This is a genomic window from Kribbella sp. HUAS MG21 (assembly GCF_040254265.1).
Taxonomy (GTDB): domain Bacteria; phylum Actinomycetota; class Actinomycetes; order Propionibacteriales; family Kribbellaceae; genus Kribbella.
This window is the reverse complement of record NZ_CP158165.1, coordinates 7,088,315-7,105,171: the sequence shown is the minus strand read 5'-3', so window position 1 is coordinate 7,105,171 and position 16,857 is coordinate 7,088,315. Positions and strand designations below refer to the sequence as shown.

The window sequence follows — 16,857 nt, the reverse complement described above, 5'->3', positions numbered from 1 at the left end:
ACGGTCAGAGGCCGGCGACGAGTTCGCGGGCGGTGCGACCGGCGCCGATGAGGGTCGCCGAGGCGGGGCCTGTCCAGTCGCCGTACCCGATCAGCTGGAGGCGGGGCTCCTTGATCGCCTGCGTGCCGTGGGTCGGGATCAGGCCGTCGGGACCGCGCAGTCCGAGGCGGCTCAGGTGGCTGAGTGCCGGGCGGAAGCCGGTGCACCAGATGATCGTGTCGAACGTCGACTCGGTGCCGTCGGTCCAGCGCACCCCGTGGTCGACGAGCCGCGCAAAGGGCCGGCGCGCATGCAGGACGTCGCGGTCGCGGGCGTCACGCACGCTGTCGACCATGACGATGTCGCCGAGCCCCGCGACCCCGCCGGTGTCGGGCTCGCCGAGCTGGCGGGCCCGGTGCCGCCTGGTCGCGATCTCGAACAGCGCCCGGCCGTCGACGTCGTCGGGCAGGAATCCCGGCGGCCGGAGCGTCACCCACGTGGTTTCGGCGACCGTCGAGACTTCGGCCAGGATCTGTGCGGCCGAGTTGCCGCCGCCGACGATCAGCACCCGCTGACCGGCGAAGTCGGACGCGCGACGGTAGTCGGCGGTGTGCAGCTGGCGGCCGGCGAACGCTCCGGGGTACCTCGGCACGAAGGGTCTCGACCAGGTGCCGGTTGCCGAGATGACAAGCTCGGCCGACCAGTCGCCGTCGCTGGTGTGCACGACGAGGCTGTCGCCCGGACTCACCGACTCGACCGAGACGGAGCGTCGTACGTCGAGCTCGTAGCGCTCCTCGTACCGCGTGAGGTAGTCCACGACGTGTGCCGCCAGCGGGTAGCCACTGTCGCCGGTCCACGGCGGCATCATCCAGCCGGGCAGGGACGAGTACTGCGTGGGAGAGAACGTGCGCAGCGTCGGCCACATCCGGGCCCACGCGCCGCCGGCTGTCGCCGCCGCGTCCAGGATCACGAAGTCCCGGCCGGGAGTCAGGCCGGACCGCCTCAGGTAGAACCCGGTCGCGAGTCCGGCCTGGCCGCCGCCGATGACCACCGCCCGCACCTCGCGAGATGCTGTCCTCACGGCCGTCGTCAGGCGGTGGCGGCAGCGGGCACGGACAGCAAGGTGGACAGCCAGGTCAGACGCTCAGGCAGCGGCCAGTAGTAGACCCAGGTGCCGCGGCGCTCGCAGTCGACCAGACCGGCCTCGCGCAGCACCTTCAGGTGATGCGAGATCGTCGGGCCGCTCACCTCGAAGTGCGGCGTGATGTCGCAGACACACACCTCGTCGCCGGCCGAGGCGATGATCGACATCAGCCGCAGCCGGATCGGGTCCGCGAGCGCCTTGAAGACCGCGGCGCCGTCGGCAGCCTGCACCGGGTCGAGGGCAGCCTCGGAGATCGGCGTGCAGCAGGTGGTGAGAACCGGCAGCTCCTGTTTAGGCATGCGTCTATCTTGACTCCTGTCGAATCAAGAGGCAAGCTTCCTGATTAGACGAACTTCTAGACAGCACGGAGGATGATGGTGACAGAGCTGGTGACAGGGCCGGTGGTAGTCATCGGAGCGGGACCCGTGGGGCTCGCCGCGGCGGCGCACCTGGCCGAGCGCGGACTCGAGTTCCTGGTCCTGGAATCGGGGCCGACCGCGGCTGCGGCGATCGACGAGTGGCGGCACGTGAAGCTGTTCAGCCCGTGGCGCTATGACATCGACGGTGCCGCGCGCCGGCTGCTGGAGCAGGGCCTGTGGATCGAGCCGGACCTGGACGAGTTGCCGACCGGTGGCGCGCTGATCGACGAGTACCTGGCGCCGCTGGCGAAGACGCTGGGGGACAGGATCCGGTACGGCGCCGAGGTGGTCGCGGTGACCCGGGTCGGCTACGACCGCATCCGTACGGCGGGCCGCGAGACGGCGCCGTTCTTGGTGCGGTTGGCAGACGGGGACGAGGTCGTGGCGTCGGCCGTGATCGACGCGGCGGGGACGTGGCGCCGCCCGAACGTTCTCGGTGCGTCGGGTATCCCGGCACGGGGTGAGGACGAGGTCGCGGACGCGATCGTGCACGCGTTGCCGGACGTGTTCGGGCGCGACCGCGAGCGCTTCGTGGGCCGTCGTACGGCGGTTGTGGGTGCTGGTCACTCGGCGGCGACGACCCTGCTCGAGCTGGGTGAGCTGGCCGAGCACGAGCCGGGGACCGAGGTCGTCTGGGTCGTCCGGGGCACGGACCAGGCGCGGACCTACGGCGGCGGGGACGCCGACGAACTGCCGGCGCGCGGAGCGCTCGGCGCCCGGCTGAAGCGGCTGGTGCAGTCGGGCCGGGTCGAGCTGGTGAGCAGTTTCCGGACCGAGTCGATGGCGCGTACGGCGGACGGCCGGATCGTGCTGACGGCCGGCGGCCAGCAGGTGATCGCGGACACGGTGGTGAACTCGACCGGGTTCCGGCCGGACCACGACATGGTCGGTGAGCTGCGGCTGGACCTGGACCCGATCCTGGGCTCGACCCGGGCGCTCGCGCCGCTGATCGACCCGAACAAGCACTCCTGTGGAACGGTTCCGCCGCACGGCGTGGACGAGCTGGCACACCCCGAGCCGGGGTACTACGCGGTCGGTGCGAAGTCCTACGGCCGGGCGCCGACGTTCCTGCTGGCGACCGGCTACGAGCAGGCGCGTTCGGTCGTGGCGGCGCTGGCCGGTGACTGGGAGGCCGCGCGTGACGTTCAGCTGAACCTGCCGGAGACCGGTGTTTGCTCGTCGAACCTGGCGTACGGGGATTCGGCCGACGAGGCTGCGGGTGGGTGCTGCGGCCCGGCGCCGGTCAGCGTCGAGGTGCCGGTGAGCCGTGGCCTGGCGACCGGGATCAGCGGTGGTCTCCTCACCGTCATCGAGGCCGAACCGGCCACGCAGTCGGGTTGCTGCAACTGATGACCGCGAGTCCGGGGCTGACCACTCGCGCGGTGGTCAGCCCCGGACGGCTGGTCGGTGCGCTCGCTGTCACGCAGACCGTCGGGTACGGCGTTCTGTACTACGCCTTCAGCGTGATCCTCGGCCCGATGAGCGCCGACCTCGGGATCTCGCACACGACAGCCGCGGGCGCGCTGACGGTGGCGGTGCTGGTGTCGGGCCTGTTGTCGATTCCGGTCGGGCGCCGGCTTGACGCCCGTGGCGGTCACGGGTTGATGACGGCGGGATCCGTGGTCGGCTCGGTGGCGGTGCTCGGCTGGTCGCAGGTGCACGACGCCGTTCAGCTGTACGGCGTCTTCGTGGTCGTCGGTGTGGCGTCGGCGATGGTGCTGTACGAGCCTGCGTTCGCGGTGGTCGTGGCGGTCACGGAGCCCGCGCGGCGGGCCAAGGCGTTGCTGGGGATCACGGTGGTCGCGGGATTCGCGAGTTCGATCTTCATCCCGCTGACCGGGCAGCTGGTGGACCGGATCGAGTGGCGGCCGGCGCTCGTCGTACTGACTGTTCTGTTGGCGGCGCTGACGATCCCACTGCACGGCATCGGGCTGCGGCGTGCCTCGACTGCTGCTCATCACGCACGACGACGCCGCGGGTCGCCGGCCTGGGTGCTGCGGGACCCGGCATTCTGGTTGCTCGCCGCAACCTTCGTGCTTCACGGTGCGGCACTGGCGGTCATCGCCGTACATCTCGTGCAGTATCTGATCAGCCTCGGTCACCCGGCCGTCGTCGCGGCGACACTGGCCGGGTTGCTCGGCCTGCTGTCGGTGACCGGCCGGGTCGTTACCACGGTCTCCACGAGATGGTTGCCCATGGCGACGATCGTCGGTCTCGTCCTCGTCGGTCAGGGGGTAGCGATGTCGCTGCTGCCTGTTGTGGGAGGGTCTTTGCCGGGCGCGGTGGCGTGCCTGGTCCTGTTCGGGCTCGGCTTCGGCGTCGCCTCGATCGCCACCCCGGCGCTCCTGCTGGAAAGGTACGGCGCGACCGGCTTCGGGACGGTCGCGGGCACGCTGGCCGCGCCGATCCTCATCGCGAAGGCCGCCGCGCCACTGGGCGGCGCGCTCCTGGCGGCGTCGCTCGGCTACCGGACGCTCGTTGTCCTGGTCGCGGCAGCCTGCGCCGGCGCAGGTCTGCTGCTGTTCGCCGTACAACGGATGCGTACCGTGGCGCCGTCAGCTCGCCGGTGACGAGCACCCGTCGAGGAGACCGAGCTCAGCCGCGGCCGCGTGCGGTGGCGCGGACGACGTACTTCGCGTCGCGGGAGACGCCGCGCAGCGTGTTCGACGAGAACGAGCGCTGGAACTCGATGCCGAGGTAGGCCAGTCCGCGGTGGGTCAGCGAAATGCCGCGCTTGTGGAGCGGCATGCCAGTGTCGTCGAGGGCACCGAGGTCCTTGAGGTAGGCGACGTCGGGGCGGTAGCCGGTGGCGAAGATGACGGCGTCGACCTGCTCACGGGAGCCGTCCGCCCACTCCACCTGGTCGCCGTGGAAGCGGGTGAACATCGGTCGCTGGTCCAGCAGTCCGGCCTTCAGGGCGTTGCTGTAGATGCCGGTGTCGAAGACCGGCGTGCCTTTGATCAGCCGCTTCAGCACCGAGGGCGGCAGGAGGTCAAGTCGCAGCGTGTGCAGCCAGTAGTGCATGTCGCGGCCGCCGCGGATCTGGGGGACGAACTGGACGGGACGCCGTACGGCGAGGCTCACGGTGGCGACCTCGGCGAGTTCGTAGGCGACCTGGATCGCGGAGTTCCCGGCGCCGACCACGACGACGCGCTGGCCGGCGTACTGCTTGGGGCTGCGGTAGTCCGCGACATGGAGAAGCTTGCCGGTGAACTCGCCGGGGATGTCCGGGATGTAGGGATTGGTGAACGAACCGGTCGCGCAGATCACCGCGCCGGCCCGGAAGTGCGTGCCCGCGTCCGTGCGGACGACGAAGCCGGTGCTGTCCTGCTCGGCGGTGGTGACCCGGGTGTTCGTGTGGATCTCGGCGTCGAGACCAGCGGCGAGCCGGTCGAGATACGCCACGACCTCGTCCCTGGTCGGATAGCGATCCGGCGCACCGGGGAAGGGTGCGCCCGGGAAGCCGCTGTAGCGCGCGGGGGAGAACAGCGTCAGGCTGTCGTAGTACTGCGGCCAGGACCCGACCGTCCGCTCGCCGGCCTCCAGCAGCACCGGCCGCAGCCCCGCGTCGCGCGCCGCGAACGCCCCGGCCAGTCCCGATTGCCCACCGCCGATGATCACCACGGAGTCGTTTCTCATGACGCCAACATATCGTAATATCGCGATATGGCGAAATGACGATACTGGCTACACTGCCGTGTATGGCGCAGCGATCAGATCTGGAGGAGCCGGCGGGCCTCCCGGCCGAGCTGCGCGCCGCCACGCACGACTTCCTCAAGGCCCTGTCGAGCCCGACCCGCCAGCGGATCATGCTCCTGTTCGCCCGGGGCGCCGAACTCTCGGTCAACGAGGTCGCCGCGCAAGCCGGCATCGGCCAGTCGACCGCTTCCCAGCAACTCGACATCCTCCGCCGCGGCGGCATCGTCACCTCCCGCCGCGACGGCAAGACCGTCCTCTACCGAGCCGACCGAGAAGGCGCCGCCGAAGCCCTCGCCGACCTCCAGACCTACCTGAAGGGCTGCTGCTGACTCATTCGCCGAGCGTGAGCTGACGGCGGTGGAAGTCGTAGTGCTGGGTCGGGAAGTGGTACACGTCGGCCAGCGTCATGTACTCCTTGAAGAACGGGTCCCACCGGGTCGGGTAGTGCATGCCGCGGGCCAGGTCGGCGTCGGTCTCGGCTTCCAGGCGACGATGGAGCTTGTCGACGACATGGTCGAACATCACCACCATCCGAGCCGGGCTGACCGTGTGACCGGCGGCGTACGAACCGAGGTAGTTCACCTCGTCGAACGGCCGGGTCGCGGCATTCAGCAACCGCGCGTAGGCGCGACTGGCGCGGCGCGGCAGCCGCCCGAAGACGCGAACAAGCCCGAGTAGCGCACGGATGATGAGAAATCCCAGCAGCATGTGAAACAGCAACTGCCGGTTGTCCCATCGCGTCCCGTTCGACGGCCTGCGCAGTACGTCGTCATCGGCCGCCTCCACCAGCTGCCTGAAGTCCGCACGAACCCGCTCGAGCTCGTCGTGAACCAACTGCCTGTTCATACCTCAATGATCCGCGCCTGCGCGAAGAGCGCCAGAGGTCCCTCACCGTCGCGCACCGACCGCCGCGAGGCTGGAAGAGGGTGGGGGAGTGGAGGAGGCCCACGCGTGCTACGTGCAGCGCAACGGTGAAGGTTCTGGCGTACGCTCGCAGGTAGGTGTTTCCCATGCAGCGGTCAACCCGATCCACCCGCGTCCGACGTCGTCGGTTGGACCGTACCTCGGGGTACGGCGCCGGGTACGGCTGTGAGTGGTTGCTGATCGGGAACAGCCGGGAGTGGGTCTGTCGCCAGGCGGGCGGGCGGACCCTGGAGTTGGGTGCCGGCACGGGACTCAACCTTCGGTGGTACCCGGCTGACGCCGAAGTGGTTGCGGTGGACATCGATCGTGAGCGTCTCGAGATCTCGGCGGAACGTGTTCAGGAGCTGGGTCGGGCGGTTCGGCTGGCTGTCGCTGACGGTCAGCGGCTCCCGTTCGGTCAGGACTCGTTCGACACCGTGGTCTGCACCTTGGCCATCTGTGATGTCGATGACCGCACAGCCACTCTGGCCGAGGCCTATCGCGTGGTTCGGCCAGGTGGCTCGCTGATACTGCTCGACCACTTCGAGAAGCGCTGGCGACGCGGCCGACCGGCGACGCTCGGCGAACAAGTCGGCTTCAACCTGGTGGCGCGTGAGCGTCTGTGGGCCGGGTACTTCGAACGCGTCCGGCTGCAAAAGCCGGGTAGTCGTGACTAGACCGAAGACGACCTACTCCTGGGATGGGTCTCGTACATCCGGGCGGCGACGACGAGACCTGAGGCAGCGGTCAGCGCCGCGACCGTCCAGACAGCAGCTGAGATGCCCCAGAGGTCGGCGATGACGCCGGCGAGGAGAGCACCGGCGGCGAATCCACCGTCACGCCACAAGCGGTAAACGCCGACCGACCGGGCGCGCCAGGTCGGTGCGGCGACGTCCCCGATCGTTGCGAGCAGCGTCGGATAGACAGCCGCCGTTCCGAGGCCGAGCGCAGTCACTGCGACCAGCCAGCCCACGAAATCGGTGCTGGCAGCAACCAAAGCGAGCGCTGCGGCTTGCAGCAGCATTCCGCCGGCGATGAGCCACTTCCGGCCGATTCGGTCCGAGAGTGGTCCGGTGGCGAGTTGGCCGAGGCCCCAGACCGCTGGGTAGAGCGCGCCGAGCAGCCCGATGTCGGCCAGGCCCAAGCCGTGGGCGGCGAACAGGATCGGAAAGAGCCCCCACGCCAGGCCGTCGTTGAGGTTGTTGACCAGACCGGCCTGGGACGCCGAGGACATGGCGGGTTCGGTGAAGCTGGTCCGAGTGAAGACCTCGCGGGTTGTGAGGCCGTGGTGGGTGGTGCCGGCTTCGTGGTGCGCGTGCGCGCGGGTCTCACGGACGACGAAGGTCGAGAGTCCGAGGCCGAGTGCGGCGTAGGCGATGCCGAGGAGGAACGGCGCCGGTCGCAGTCCGTACGCGTCGGCGAGGTAGCCGGTGGCCATCGCGGTCCCGGCGACGGCGACGTACCCTGCCGCTTCGTTGAGACCCATGGCGAGGCCGCGGCGGGCGGGTCCGGCCAGGTCGATCTTCATGATCACGGTGGTCGACCAGGTGAGTCCCTGGTTGACGCCGAGCAGCACGTTGGCGGCGATCACCCAGCCCCAGTTCGGCGCCCAGATGAGCAACAGCGGGACGGGGATGCCGATGAGCCAGCCGGCCACGAGGACGGGTTTGCGGCCGAAGCGGTCCGACCAGGTGCCGGCGAAGAAGTTGGTGATCGCCTTGACGAGGCCGAAGGCGAGGATGAAGGTCAGTGCCCCGGTGTACGCGGTGAGCTGGAACGTCTGCTCGGCCAGCAACGGCAGCACGACCCGTTCCTGGCCGAGCATGCCGCCGACGAGCGCGTTCGCCGCGACCAGCAGGCCGAACTGGCCGAGGTTGGCCCGCAACCCGAGTTCGGGAACCTTGGTGATCATGCGAGTGATCTGCCGGTCGCTGCCGTCCAGTCGTCCACGCCACCTTCGAGAACCCGCACGCCCGCGTGGCCGTGACGGCGCAGGATGCTCGCGGCGGTCATCGCACGTTCTCCGTGACCGCACATGACCACGAGGGGTTCGTCAGGCATCTCAGCCACGTGGTCCGGCAAATCGCCCAGCTCGACGTGCAGGGCGTCCGGGAGATGGCCGTTGTAGAACTCGTTGTCCTGACGCACATCCAGCACCCGGCTGCTGCCGATCTCGCTCGCGCTGAGCAGTGGTGTCTGAGTGGTGGGGCCATCCCAGGCCGTCATCCCGCCGGACAGTTCGCCGACGGGTGCTTCGTACCCGATCTTGACGGCCTGCCAGACGAGCTCGGCCAGGTCCTGGTCCGGGCGGCGGATGACGACGTACGGCGTCGAGGGCTTCAGGAGCCAGCCGAGCCAGGACACGAACTGGGCTCTGAGCGGGATGGAGAGCGCCCCCGGGATGTGTCCGGCCGCGAAGTCTCGCACCGGACGGACGTCGACCACCAGTGCGCCGAGGTGGGCGAGCTTGGCGACGCGCGCCGCGTCGAGACCGGGCACGGTCGGTGCTCCGGCGACCGCACGACCGGTTCGGTTCTCTTCGGGCAGGTCGAGGAAGTACGGCGGGAAGCTGCCGAGCCCGCCGAGGAGTTCCTTGACGAACGTCTCCTCGTCGGGCGCGGCCAGCAGCGGGTTGCTGGACCGCTCTCGGCCGATGGTGGTGGTTCGTTCGTCGTTGCCTGGAGCGGAGCAGAACGAGCCGGCGCCATGGGTCGGCCAGACAGGCGTCTCATCGGGTAGTTCGAGGAGCCGTCGTAGCGATCGGTACTGAGCGCGGCTGAGCGCCTCGGTCTTCTCGCTGCCCGCGAGATCGGTCCGGGCTGCGCCGCCGACGATCAGTGACCCGCCGCTGAACACGCCGAGCGGTTTCGAGCCGTCGAGCACTTCGAAGGCGAGGTGTTCGCCGGTGTGGCCAGGAGTGGCAAGAGCCCGCAGGGTCAGCCCGCCGAGATCGACTTCATCTCCGTCGCTCAGACCGACGTGGTCGAAGGTCCGCTGCCCGGCCGCCGACGCCAGGACCTGGGCGCCGTCGGTCTCGGCGAGTTGCAGAGCGCCGGAGAGGAAATCGGCATGGAGATGGGTGTCGGCCGCGAAAGCGATCGTGAGGCCCCGTCGCTCAGCCTCGGCTCGGACTGCCCGGAGGTCGAGCGACGCGTCGACGGCGAGCGCCCGCCGATCACCGAGGTCGACCAGGTACGCCGAGTTGCCGAGCCCCTTGTCGACGACCGGCGCGAGCATCTTGTCCGCACCATCACTCACTCCTACACTATTCCATGAATATCTGGAGGAATGTCAATGGGTGATGCGACGCGCAAGGCGGAGCTGTTCGAGGAGTTCGCGAAGGTCGGCAAGGCGCTGGCCAACGCCAAGCGGCTGGAGCTGCTCGATCTGCTGGCGCAGGGAGAGCGGCCGGTCGAACTGCTGGCCGGCCGCGCCGGTCTCGGGCTCACCACCGCGTCGAATCACCTGCAGGTTCTTCGGCACGCCGGCTTGGTGGCGACCCGCAAAGAGGGCACGAAGGTCTTCTACCGGCTCGCCGGCGCCGATGTGGCTGAGCTCTGGTCACAGGTTCGAGGTGTCGCGACGGCGCATGTTGCCGGAGTCAACCGCGCCGCGGTTGCCTATCTGGGCGATGACGACACCGACGAGCTGACCCGGGACGAGTTGCTGCTGCGCCTGGAAACAGGGGACGTCACGCTGATCGACGTACGGCCCGTCGAGGAGTACGCCGCCGGCCATATCCCCGGCGCTGTGTCGATCCCGGTCGAGGAGTTGACGGAGCGGCTTGCATCACTGCCTGCCGACCTGACCATCGTCGCGTACTGCCGGGGTGCGTACTGCGTGCTCGCCCATGAGGCGGTGCGGGCGCTGACCGACTCAGGTCGCCGGGCGGTCCGGCTGGCCGATGGCATGCTCGAGTGGCGCCTGGCGGACTTGCCCGTCGCCGTCTGAGTGTCAGTAAGGGGGACGGAGGATGGGAATCGACGAGATGCTGGCGGAGGCTCGCGCCCGCCTGGTGCGCCTCGAGCCGGCGGCAGCGTGGATCGCGGCGCAGAAGCGTGATGCGGTTCTGGTGGACACCCGCCCGGAGTTCCAGCGACGCGCGGGCGGTGAGCTGCCGGACGCGATCGTGATCGAGCGGAACCACTTGGAGTGGCGCCTCGATCCGGCCAGTCCCGGGCGCATCCCCGAGGCCGTCGACACCTCGGTCCGGTGGATCATCGTGTGCGATGCCGGTTATGCCTCGAGCCTGGCGGCGGACTCCCTGCGCCGACTTGGACTGAGTCGCAGTACCGACGTCATCGGCGGCTTCCAGGCGTGGGTCGCCGCCGGCCTACCGGTGCTGACTCCAGCTGGACCCCGGATGCCCCGCGGACCAGGCCAGGACGCCGAGGCGGGCCGCTAGGCCAGATCGAGCCGGGCGGTTCGCCAGAGTCCGGCGGTGATGACGGCCGCGCCGTAAGCGGCGAGCATCAGCCCTCCCTTATCGCGGTCGAGGCGGTGGTCGCCTGGCTCGATGCCGGCCGGCCCGACCCGGACACCGCCGGTGACACCATCGGGCAGGTGATCGGCGCGGCGGTGATGGCGATCGCTCGAGACTCCCGTGATCGTTGAGGTAGTGGACGGTCTCTGAGCGGTATTCGTCAACGTAGCGAGAGCTCGCTTCGTGCCCGAGCGCAGACGAGGAGGACGAGATGGCGTCGATCGTGTCTCAGGTGGACATCGAGCGTTCACCGCAGGAGGTATTCGACTACGTGACCGATCCGGCGAGGTTCGCCGAGTGGCAGGAGAATGTGGCCGGCGGTCACATGGACGAAGGGCCCACCGCCGTCGGTTCGAAGTGCATGACCACGCGCCGGATCGGTGGCTCCGAGCGGGAGTTCACGTCTGAGGTGACCGTGCTGGATCCGCCGCGGGCCTGGGCCGTGCATGGCGTCGACGGCCCGATCAGGTCTCGCGTGAACGTCACTGTCGAGCCGGTCGACGGACGAAAGGGGAGCAAGGTCACCATCGATCTGGACTTCGAAGGCCACGGCATCGGCAAGATCCTGGTTCCGCTGCTGGTCCGTCCCCAGTCCCGCAAGGAGATGCAGCGCAACATGGCCCGCCTCAAGGCCCGCCTCGAGTCCGCAGGGTAGTCGTCGGCACGTCGCCGTACCGGTTCTCAGGATCACACTGGGCTTGTGACGACGTTTGCTGGTGGGGTGGGGGTTGGGTCAGGTCTCGTTGGGGTGGGTGAAGAGTTGGAGGAAGCGTAGGAAGACGTTGAGGATGTCGAGGAGGATCGAGGCGGCGAGGAGGGGGGCCGAGTCTGTTTCCGGGGAGCCTCGTAGGTCCGATCAGCGCCCAGGAGCCGAGCCTTCCGATGACCGACAGGTCCCGCTTCGTCGCATAGCCTGCGGCGCCGAAGCCGGTGACGAACCAGGCGGTCGCAGCGGTGGCCTGCCACAAGGTCGGCGGGTTCGCGCTCGCGTAGTACGCGAGTATCGGTGCAACGGCCGGGCCCGTCAGCAGGCCGAAGGCGCCCAGCAAGCCAACTGTCAGCTCGACGGATTTGCGGACGTCGAACTGCATGCCGATGAGGCATCCGAGGGCGGCGAGGAAGGCGACGATTCCCCGGTTGCCGTGGAGATCCCGGCTGACGTCCGCGCCGAGTGCGAACAGCGCGGCGGTGCCGGCGGCGTACTGTGTGGTCTGGACGAACAGCGTGTGGGTGCGGTCTCGTTCGGTGGCTCCGGGCGGGGGGAGAGGTCAAGGACTCATTTATTGCCGGTCCTTCTCTCAGTGGCGCCGGGATGGGCCGACGCGGCGGTGCGGGCTCGGTAGTGGCCGTCGTAGCGGGTGCCGGCACGGTCGGTGAAGCGGAGTCCGGCGATGATTCCGTCCTCGACGATCCAGTGGAGGGCGTAGTCGGCCCGGTAGTCGGGTGGCCAGAAGGATCCGAAGCGGCCCTCTTCGTCGACATACCACTCGCCTCGCGTCGGTCGTCCGTTCTCGACGTACGTCGTTCCGCCGACGGCGTCGAAGATCTGCGTCGCGCCGTTGGGGTAGACGAGTTCGCCGGCCGTCAACGCTCGCAGCATGAGGTCAGGTGCAACCTCGTCACCGTCGGCGACGATGACGTCATCCAGCCCGCGCATGGGTCACGGGTTCCTGACGGCGGAGACCTCGATCTCCAAGGTGACCTTCTCGGAGACCAGTACGCCGCCGCCTTCCAGCGCCGCGTTCCAGGTCACGCCGAAGTCCTTGCGGTTGATGACGGTCGAGCCTTCCAGGCCGACGCGCCGGTTGCCGTACGGGTCCACGGCGGTGCCGGTGTACTCGAAGTCGATGCCGACCGGCCTGGTGACGCCGCGGATCGTGAGGTCGCCGATCATCCGGAAGGTGCTGTCGTCGAGCTGCTCGACGCTGGTCGACGCGAAGGTGATCTCGGGGTGGGTGTTCATGTCGACGAAGTCGTTGCTGCGCAGATGGTCGTCACGCTGCCTGTTGCGCGTGTCGATGCTCTTGGCGTCGATCGTCACGCGCGCTGACGAGTTGGCTGGGTTCGCTCCGTCGATGTAGGCAGTGCCCTCCCACTGGTTGAACGCTCCGCGGACCTTCGTCACCATCGCGTGCCTGGCAACGAACCCGACGCGGCTGTGTGCGGTGTCGATGGTGTATTCGCCGGTGAGCTCGGCTGTTGCGGTCGCCATGCTGCTCTCCTCCTTGCAATCGGCTGAGTCTCAGCGTGGCCTCGGCGGACCGGTGATCGCGCCCGGGATCGGTACTGGCCCGGCCACGGGGCCCGGTAGGCCGGGGTGCCAGGGGCGGAGCCAGGGGCCGTCACCGGTTCGCCATCAACGGGCCGGCGGAGATGGTGGCCCTACTGTCGATCGAGAGTGGGGTCACCATGAAGTCCACGAGCGTAGATCCACCGGCGCCGGCCGCGTCGGCAGTGAGCGCCAAGGCGAGAATGCCTGGCTCGGCGCTGCCTATCGCGTTGTTCTCGATCCCGTTGGGTCTCGCTGGGCTCGGTGGAGTGTGGGAAGCGGCGACGCGGCATCTGGGCGTCTCGGCCGCTCCCGCTGACCTGGCCTACGCAGCCTCCGCCGTCGTCTGGGCGACCTTCACCGGCATATACGTCATCGGTGCGGTTCGCCAGGACTCGGGCGGGTTCAGGGTCGACCTGCGGCATCCGTTGTTCGGCCCGCTGACGGCGTACATCCCGGTGATCGCGATCCTGCTGGTCGCGCACTACGCTCCGAGCCTCGGCGATGCTGCGCTCTGGCTCGTCTGCGTGGCCGTGGTCGCGCTGGCGATCAACGCCGCCGCGCTGGTGGCTCATTGGCTGGGTGCACCGCTGGAGCAGGACGCGATGCATCCGGGCTACTTCCTGCCGGTGGTGGCGGGCCCGTTCATCGCGAGCATCGGTCTGGCCGCCGTCGGCAGCCGCTCCGCGGCGATTGCCGTCTTCGGCGTCGGGACGTACTTCTGGCTGCTGCTGGGCGCGGTCATCACCAGCCGGCTGTTCTTCGGTACGCCGCTTGCGCAGCCCTTCAAGCCGGTGCTGTCCATCCTGCTGTCGCCGCCAGGAACAGCCAGCCTGGCGTGGTTCATGATCACTGAGGGCGAGATCGACCACTTGCAGGGGGCGATCGGCGGTGTCACCTTGTTCACCCTGCTGGTGCAGCTCTTCTTCCTTCCCGACTATCTGCGCCTGCCGTTCAGCTCCCAGCACTGGGTCTTCACGTTCCCGCTCGCGGTCCTGGGCAACGCCGGCGTCCGGTGGGCTGCCGGGCTCGAGTTCGACGGCTGGAAGGTGGTCGCCTGGGCGGTCCTGACAATCTCGACGGCGTCCATCCTCGCCATTCTCGGCGGTAGCCTGCGTGACTTCGTGCGAGGCCTCGTGAGCCGGCGAACGAGCGTGCAGTCAGGGAGTGGGTGACCTGTCTTCGGCGGGAACGACCGGTTCGCCGCCGGTGACGAAGGCTTCGCGCGGCCGTTGTACGGCGGCCAGCGAGAGGATGTCCCGGCCACACAGGGCCGCGGTCAGCCAGACCGAGAAGACCCGGATCTTGCGCTCCCAGCTGGGTACGGCGAGTACGTGGTAGCCGCGGTGCATCAGCCAGGCGGGAAGGCCGGTGATGACGAGGCGCCGGTACTGGAAGATGCCGCGGCCGATGCCGAGCGTCGCGACAGCGCCAAGGCTGTGGTGCAGGTACTTCTTCGGCTTCTTGCCCTTCAGCGTGGCCGCGATGTTGCGCGCGAGGAGCTTCCCTTGGCGATAGGCGTGCTGAGCGTTGGGTACCGCGAGCGCACCCTGCACCGGCGATGCGAGGTCGGGTACGGCGGCGTCGTCACCGGCGGCCCAGGCGTCGGGCACGGGGTCGTCGTCGGTTCCGACCCGGAGATCGGGACGCACCACGACCAGGCCGCGGCGGTCGACGGGCAGATCGGTGTGCCTGCCGATGACGGGATTGACGCCGTTCCCGGTCGCCCACACGATCAGTTCCGAGTCGAACTCCTCGCCGGTGGACAGTACGACGTGCCCATCGACCGTTGAGGTCACCTGCGTGTTCAGATGGACGTGGGCGCCGCGCCGTTCCAGTGAACGAACCACCCAGCGTCCCGGCCCGTCGGTGACTTCGGGCAGGATCCGACCGGTCGCCTCGACGAGGTGGAACTGCAATTCCTCACGCCTGATCTCCGGGTAGCGTTTCAGCAGCGCGGTCGCGAGTGACAGGAGTTCGCCGAAGCCCTCGACTCCGGTGAAGCCGCCGCCGACGAACGTGACAGTGAGCAGCTTGCGGCGACGTGGACCGGGGGCCAGTCCGGCGGCCAGGTCGAACGCGGTGAGGAGCTTGTCCCGGATCGCGACCGCTTCCTCGACGTTCTTCAGGCCGATGGCCTGCTCGGCGATACCCGGTACGGCGAACTTCCTGGTGACGGCGCCCGCGGTGACGACGATGACGTCGTACCCGAGATCCAGGCGGTGACCGTCGTTGTGCCTGACGGTGACCACCCGATGCGCGTGGTCGATTGCCGTGACCATGCCGGCGACCAGGCGGGTGCGGCGTAAATGGCGTCGATGGGACACGCCTGCGTGGCGCGCTTCGATTGAGCCGGCCAGGACCTCGGGGAGGAACGGCTGGTAGGTCATGTACGGCCGGCGGTCGACGAGCGTCACCTCGGCGTCGCCCGATCGGAGCTTCTTCTCGAGCTTCCAGGCTGTGTAGAAGCCGGCGTACCCGCCGCCGACGATGAGGATCCTAGGCATGATGTCCTCCGTGTGATGCTGTCGGGGCGCGGTGCGCCAGCGCCGCCCGCAGGCGCGCGTGTCCGCGGTGCAGCCGGCTGCCGACCGTGCCGCGTTTGATGTCGAGAACGGTTGCGATCTCCTGATTGCTCAGCCCGTCGATGTCGCGGAGCAGGACCGCGACGCGGTACTGCGTCGGCAGATCGGCCAGGGCGGCACGGATGTCGTTGTCGACGATTCGATCCGTGAGCAGCTCGTCCGGACCAGGTTGCCCGGACGGACGCTCGTCGACGACGTCCTGACCAAGCTGGTGCAGCCGGAGCTGCCGGTTGCGGCGTGTTTGGGAGCGGAACAGGTTCACCGTGATCCGGTAGAGCCAGCCGTCGAAGTTCTGCGGCGTGTACGTCGCGAGGTTGCGGAAGACCTGGACGAAGACGTCCTGTGTGAGGTCGCAGGCGTCGTGGCGATTGCGGGTCAGGCCGCAGGCGATCCGGTAGACTTGGGCGAAGTGATCCCGCACCAGGTCGTCCCATGGTGTGTTCGCGTCCACCGGCGTCTTGATCATCGGGCACCGCCGACAGAACTTGCCCGGCGAACGAGGAGCGGGCCGGAGCGTGCGTGCACGAACGTGATGGGCGCCGGGACGGTTTCGAGTAGCCGGCGGATCGCGGATCTCGATCGCCACCTGGCGACCCGTGTCTCGGGAACAGGCAGCACGACGAGCGCAGCGGCCCGAGAAGTGTGCGTGAGAAGGGACCCTCGCGGACCGGTCAGGGGTTCTCGTCGTACGTCGACGTCGGCGAATGCTTGCAGATGTGGTGCCAGCAGCTCGTCGAGGCTGGTGCCGCTCGGTGAGTTCTTGCCGGTCACATCCGCAAGCACTGTCACGCCGATTCCACGTTGGTGGGCGGCGTTGAACGCCGTTCCAAGGACTGCCCATGCGGCGGTTGGGGTGAGGTACGAGGGTGCCACGGCGACCACGCGGCCAGCGGCGCACCCGCTGAGTGGTCGCACGGCGAAGCCGATCACCGCGACCGGGCCTCGGGATCGCGCGGTGACCTGGAGGATCAGCGACCTGCTCCAGCCGTGAAGTGGCCGGCAGTTCGCCTCGCGTCCCAGTACGACGAGATCCGCCTTGTCGCCTTCGAGCGCGATCGTGCGTGCGGGGTCGCCTGCGCTGATGCGTGTGGCGATCGACAGGTGTGGCGCGACGCGGCGGGCGTGCTCGGCGGCCTGGTCGACGAAGAGCCGCGCGGCGTCGTAGGGGCCACCGTCGCCCGGTCCGACGTACTCAAGGCCGAACGGGTCGAAGGGGATCACGTGCAGCAGGTGGAGGCTGGCGTGGCGGGCCGAGGCCTCGGCGGCAGCCCAGGCGACGGCATCGAGACCGTCCGCCAGGCTGCCGACGGCGGCCAGGACAACGGGGCCCGTTCGACGTACTCCGCTCCGCGAGACCTTCGGGTCGTACACGTGTG

The 16,857-nt window shown here is 68.9% G+C and carries 20 protein-coding genes; 8 read left to right on the top strand and 12 right to left on the bottom strand.

The features are described 5' to 3' along the window. Positions 1-4: 4 nt before the first annotated feature. Together ABN611_RS34350 and ABN611_RS34345 are read right to left on the bottom strand one after the other, a co-directional pair. A complete protein-coding gene (locus ABN611_RS34350; RefSeq protein ID WP_350276457.1) occupies positions 5-1,060 on the bottom strand; it encodes an ArsO family NAD(P)H-dependent flavin-containing monooxygenase in 1,056 nt (351 codons plus the stop codon). 8 nt (positions 1,061-1,068) lie between these two features. Continuing rightward, a complete protein-coding gene (locus ABN611_RS34345; protein WP_350276456.1) occupies positions 1,069-1,422 on the bottom strand; it encodes a metalloregulator ArsR/SmtB family transcription factor in 354 nt (117 codons plus the stop codon). A gap of 90 nt (positions 1,423-1,512) precedes the next feature. Here ABN611_RS34345 and ABN611_RS34340 point away from each other — a divergent pair, with 90 nt between their 5' ends. Together ABN611_RS34340 and ABN611_RS34335 are read left to right on the top strand one after the other, a co-directional pair. Continuing rightward, positions 1,513-2,892, top strand: coding sequence for an FAD-dependent oxidoreductase (locus tag ABN611_RS34340; protein WP_350276455.1), 1,380 nt, complete (start codon positions 1,513-1,515; stop codon positions 2,890-2,892). Beyond that, entirely contained in the window at positions 2,892-4,112 is a 1,221-nt protein-coding gene (locus ABN611_RS34335; protein WP_350276454.1) for an MFS transporter, read from the top strand. The genes ABN611_RS34340 and ABN611_RS34335 overlap by 1 nt, the downstream gene beginning before the upstream one ends. A gap of 25 nt (positions 4,113-4,137) precedes the next feature. On the opposite strand, the gene ABN611_RS34330 is transcribed toward ABN611_RS34335, so the two are convergent. Then, complete coding sequence (locus tag ABN611_RS34330) at positions 4,138-5,181, bottom strand: NAD(P)/FAD-dependent oxidoreductase (RefSeq protein ID WP_350276453.1); 1,044 nt, start codon at positions 5,179-5,181, stop codon at positions 4,138-4,140. Positions 5,182-5,243: 62 nt separating this feature from the next. Between ABN611_RS34330 and ABN611_RS34325 the strand changes: the two genes are divergently transcribed. Then, on the top strand, positions 5,244-5,570 hold the full coding sequence (locus ABN611_RS34325; protein WP_350276452.1) for a metalloregulator ArsR/SmtB family transcription factor: 327 nt from the start codon (positions 5,244-5,246) through the stop codon (positions 5,568-5,570). A gap of 1 nt (position 5,571) precedes the next feature. Here ABN611_RS34325 and ABN611_RS34320 read toward each other — a convergent pair whose 3' ends face one another. Then, positions 5,572-6,087: a DinB family protein gene (locus tag ABN611_RS34320; RefSeq protein WP_350276451.1), complete on the bottom strand. Its 516-nt coding sequence runs from the start codon at positions 6,085-6,087 to the stop codon at positions 5,572-5,574. Positions 6,088-6,251: 164 nt separating this feature from the next. Between ABN611_RS34320 and ABN611_RS34315 the strand changes: the two genes are divergently transcribed. Beyond that, complete coding sequence (locus tag ABN611_RS34315) at positions 6,252-6,821, top strand: class I SAM-dependent methyltransferase (protein ID WP_350276450.1); 570 nt, start codon at positions 6,252-6,254, stop codon at positions 6,819-6,821. Here the strand turns inward: ABN611_RS34315 and ABN611_RS34310 are convergent. Both ABN611_RS34310 and ABN611_RS34305 read right to left on the bottom strand, forming a co-directional pair. Continuing rightward, positions 6,818-8,056: an MFS transporter gene (locus ABN611_RS34310; RefSeq protein WP_350276449.1), complete on the bottom strand. Its 1,239-nt coding sequence runs from the start codon at positions 8,054-8,056 to the stop codon at positions 6,818-6,820. The genes ABN611_RS34315 and ABN611_RS34310 overlap by 4 nt on opposite strands. Next, positions 8,053-9,402 carry a rhodanese-like domain-containing protein gene (locus ABN611_RS34305; RefSeq protein ID WP_350276448.1) on the bottom strand — a complete coding sequence of 450 codons (1,350 nt, stop codon included), beginning with the start codon at positions 9,400-9,402 and terminating at the stop codon, positions 8,053-8,055. Before ABN611_RS34305 ends, ABN611_RS34310 begins: the two co-directional genes overlap by 4 nt. 36 nt (positions 9,403-9,438) lie before the next feature. Here ABN611_RS34305 and ABN611_RS34300 point away from each other — a divergent pair, with 36 nt between their 5' ends. The 3 genes from ABN611_RS34300 to ABN611_RS34290 all read left to right on the top strand — a co-directional run bounded on the left by ABN611_RS34300 (position 9,439) and on the right by ABN611_RS34290 (position 11,282). Beyond that, positions 9,439-10,095, top strand: coding sequence for a metalloregulator ArsR/SmtB family transcription factor (locus tag ABN611_RS34300; RefSeq protein ID WP_350276447.1), 657 nt, complete (start codon positions 9,439-9,441; stop codon positions 10,093-10,095). A 22-nt stretch (positions 10,096-10,117) separates the two neighbouring features. Then, positions 10,118-10,549 (top strand): rhodanese-like domain-containing protein, encoded by a 432-nt coding sequence (locus ABN611_RS34295; RefSeq protein ID WP_350276446.1) that lies wholly within the window; start codon positions 10,118-10,120, stop codon positions 10,547-10,549. A 289-nt stretch (positions 10,550-10,838) separates the two neighbouring features. Beyond that, positions 10,839-11,282: an SRPBCC family protein gene (locus ABN611_RS34290; RefSeq protein WP_350276445.1), complete on the top strand. Its 444-nt coding sequence runs from the start codon at positions 10,839-10,841 to the stop codon at positions 11,280-11,282. On the opposite strand, the gene ABN611_RS34285 is transcribed toward ABN611_RS34290, so the two are convergent. From ABN611_RS34285 to ABN611_RS34275, 3 genes are all read right to left on the bottom strand, one after another. After that, positions 11,254-11,808: a Bax inhibitor-1 family protein gene (locus tag ABN611_RS34285; protein ID WP_350281721.1), complete on the bottom strand. Its 555-nt coding sequence runs from the start codon at positions 11,806-11,808 to the stop codon at positions 11,254-11,256. The genes ABN611_RS34290 and ABN611_RS34285 overlap by 29 nt on opposite strands. Before the next feature lie 95 nt (positions 11,809-11,903). Continuing rightward, positions 11,904-12,284, bottom strand: coding sequence for a hypothetical protein (locus tag ABN611_RS34280; RefSeq protein ID WP_350276444.1), 381 nt, complete (start codon positions 12,282-12,284; stop codon positions 11,904-11,906). A 3-nt stretch (positions 12,285-12,287) separates the two neighbouring features. Beyond that, the gene (locus ABN611_RS34275) at positions 12,288-12,839 is read right to left on the bottom strand and encodes a YceI family protein (protein ID WP_350276443.1); all 552 of its coding nucleotides are present in this window, start codon (positions 12,837-12,839) and stop codon (positions 12,288-12,290) included. A gap of 197 nt (positions 12,840-13,036) precedes the next feature. Here ABN611_RS34275 and ABN611_RS34270 point away from each other — a divergent pair, with 197 nt between their 5' ends. Beyond that, on the top strand, positions 13,037-14,071 hold the full coding sequence (locus ABN611_RS34270) for a hypothetical protein (RefSeq protein ID WP_350276442.1): 1,035 nt from the start codon (positions 13,037-13,039) through the stop codon (positions 14,069-14,071). Here the strand turns inward: ABN611_RS34270 and ABN611_RS34265 are convergent. The 3 genes from ABN611_RS34265 to ABN611_RS34255 are packed head-to-tail and all read right to left on the bottom strand — an operon-like array spanning position 14,057 to position 16,852. Then, the gene (locus tag ABN611_RS34265) at positions 14,057-15,403 is read right to left on the bottom strand and encodes an FAD-dependent oxidoreductase (RefSeq protein ID WP_350276441.1); all 1,347 of its coding nucleotides are present in this window, start codon (positions 15,401-15,403) and stop codon (positions 14,057-14,059) included. The two genes, ABN611_RS34270 and ABN611_RS34265, sit on opposite strands and share 15 nt — an antisense overlap. Next, positions 15,396-15,947, bottom strand: coding sequence for a sigma-70 family RNA polymerase sigma factor (locus ABN611_RS34260; RefSeq protein ID WP_350276440.1), 552 nt, complete (start codon positions 15,945-15,947; stop codon positions 15,396-15,398). The genes ABN611_RS34265 and ABN611_RS34260 overlap by 8 nt, the downstream gene beginning before the upstream one ends. Continuing rightward, on the bottom strand, positions 15,944-16,852 hold the full coding sequence (locus tag ABN611_RS34255; RefSeq protein WP_350276439.1) for a universal stress protein: 909 nt from the start codon (positions 16,850-16,852) through the stop codon (positions 15,944-15,946). Before ABN611_RS34255 ends, ABN611_RS34260 begins: the two co-directional genes overlap by 4 nt. Positions 16,853-16,857 lie beyond the last annotated feature (5 nt).

Coding starts and splice junctions, on each gene's coding strand:
- ABN611_RS34345 (WP_350276456.1), bottom strand. CDS start 1,422: ATGCCTAAACAGGAGCTGCCGGTTCTCACCACCTGCTGCACGCCGATC.
- ABN611_RS34335 (WP_350276454.1), top strand. CDS start 2,892: ATGACCGCGAGTCCGGGGCTGACCACTCGCGCGGTGGTCAGCCCCGGA.
- ABN611_RS34330 (WP_350276453.1), bottom strand. CDS start 5,181: ATGAGAAACGACTCCGTGGTGATCATCGGCGGTGGGCAATCGGGACTG.
- ABN611_RS34325 (WP_350276452.1), top strand. CDS start 5,244: ATGGCGCAGCGATCAGATCTGGAGGAGCCGGCGGGCCTCCCGGCCGAG.
- ABN611_RS34320 (WP_350276451.1), bottom strand. CDS start 6,087: ATGAACAGGCAGTTGGTTCACGACGAGCTCGAGCGGGTTCGTGCGGAC.
- ABN611_RS34315 (WP_350276450.1), top strand. CDS start 6,252: ATGCAGCGGTCAACCCGATCCACCCGCGTCCGACGTCGTCGGTTGGAC.
- ABN611_RS34310 (WP_350276449.1), bottom strand. CDS start 8,056: ATGATCACCAAGGTTCCCGAACTCGGGTTGCGGGCCAACCTCGGCCAG.
- ABN611_RS34300 (WP_350276447.1), top strand. CDS start 9,439: ATGGGTGATGCGACGCGCAAGGCGGAGCTGTTCGAGGAGTTCGCGAAG.
- ABN611_RS34295 (WP_350276446.1), top strand. CDS start 10,118: ATGGGAATCGACGAGATGCTGGCGGAGGCTCGCGCCCGCCTGGTGCGC.
- ABN611_RS34290 (WP_350276445.1), top strand. CDS start 10,839: ATGGCGTCGATCGTGTCTCAGGTGGACATCGAGCGTTCACCGCAGGAG.
- ABN611_RS34280 (WP_350276444.1), bottom strand. CDS start 12,284: ATGCGCGGGCTGGATGACGTCATCGTCGCCGACGGTGACGAGGTTGCA.
- ABN611_RS34275 (WP_350276443.1), bottom strand. CDS start 12,839: ATGGCGACCGCAACAGCCGAGCTCACCGGCGAATACACCATCGACACC.
- ABN611_RS34270 (WP_350276442.1), top strand. CDS start 13,037: ATGAAGTCCACGAGCGTAGATCCACCGGCGCCGGCCGCGTCGGCAGTG.
- ABN611_RS34265 (WP_350276441.1), bottom strand. CDS start 15,403: ATGCCTAGGATCCTCATCGTCGGCGGCGGGTACGCCGGCTTCTACACA.
- ABN611_RS34260 (WP_350276440.1), bottom strand. CDS start 15,947: ATGATCAAGACGCCGGTGGACGCGAACACACCATGGGACGACCTGGTG.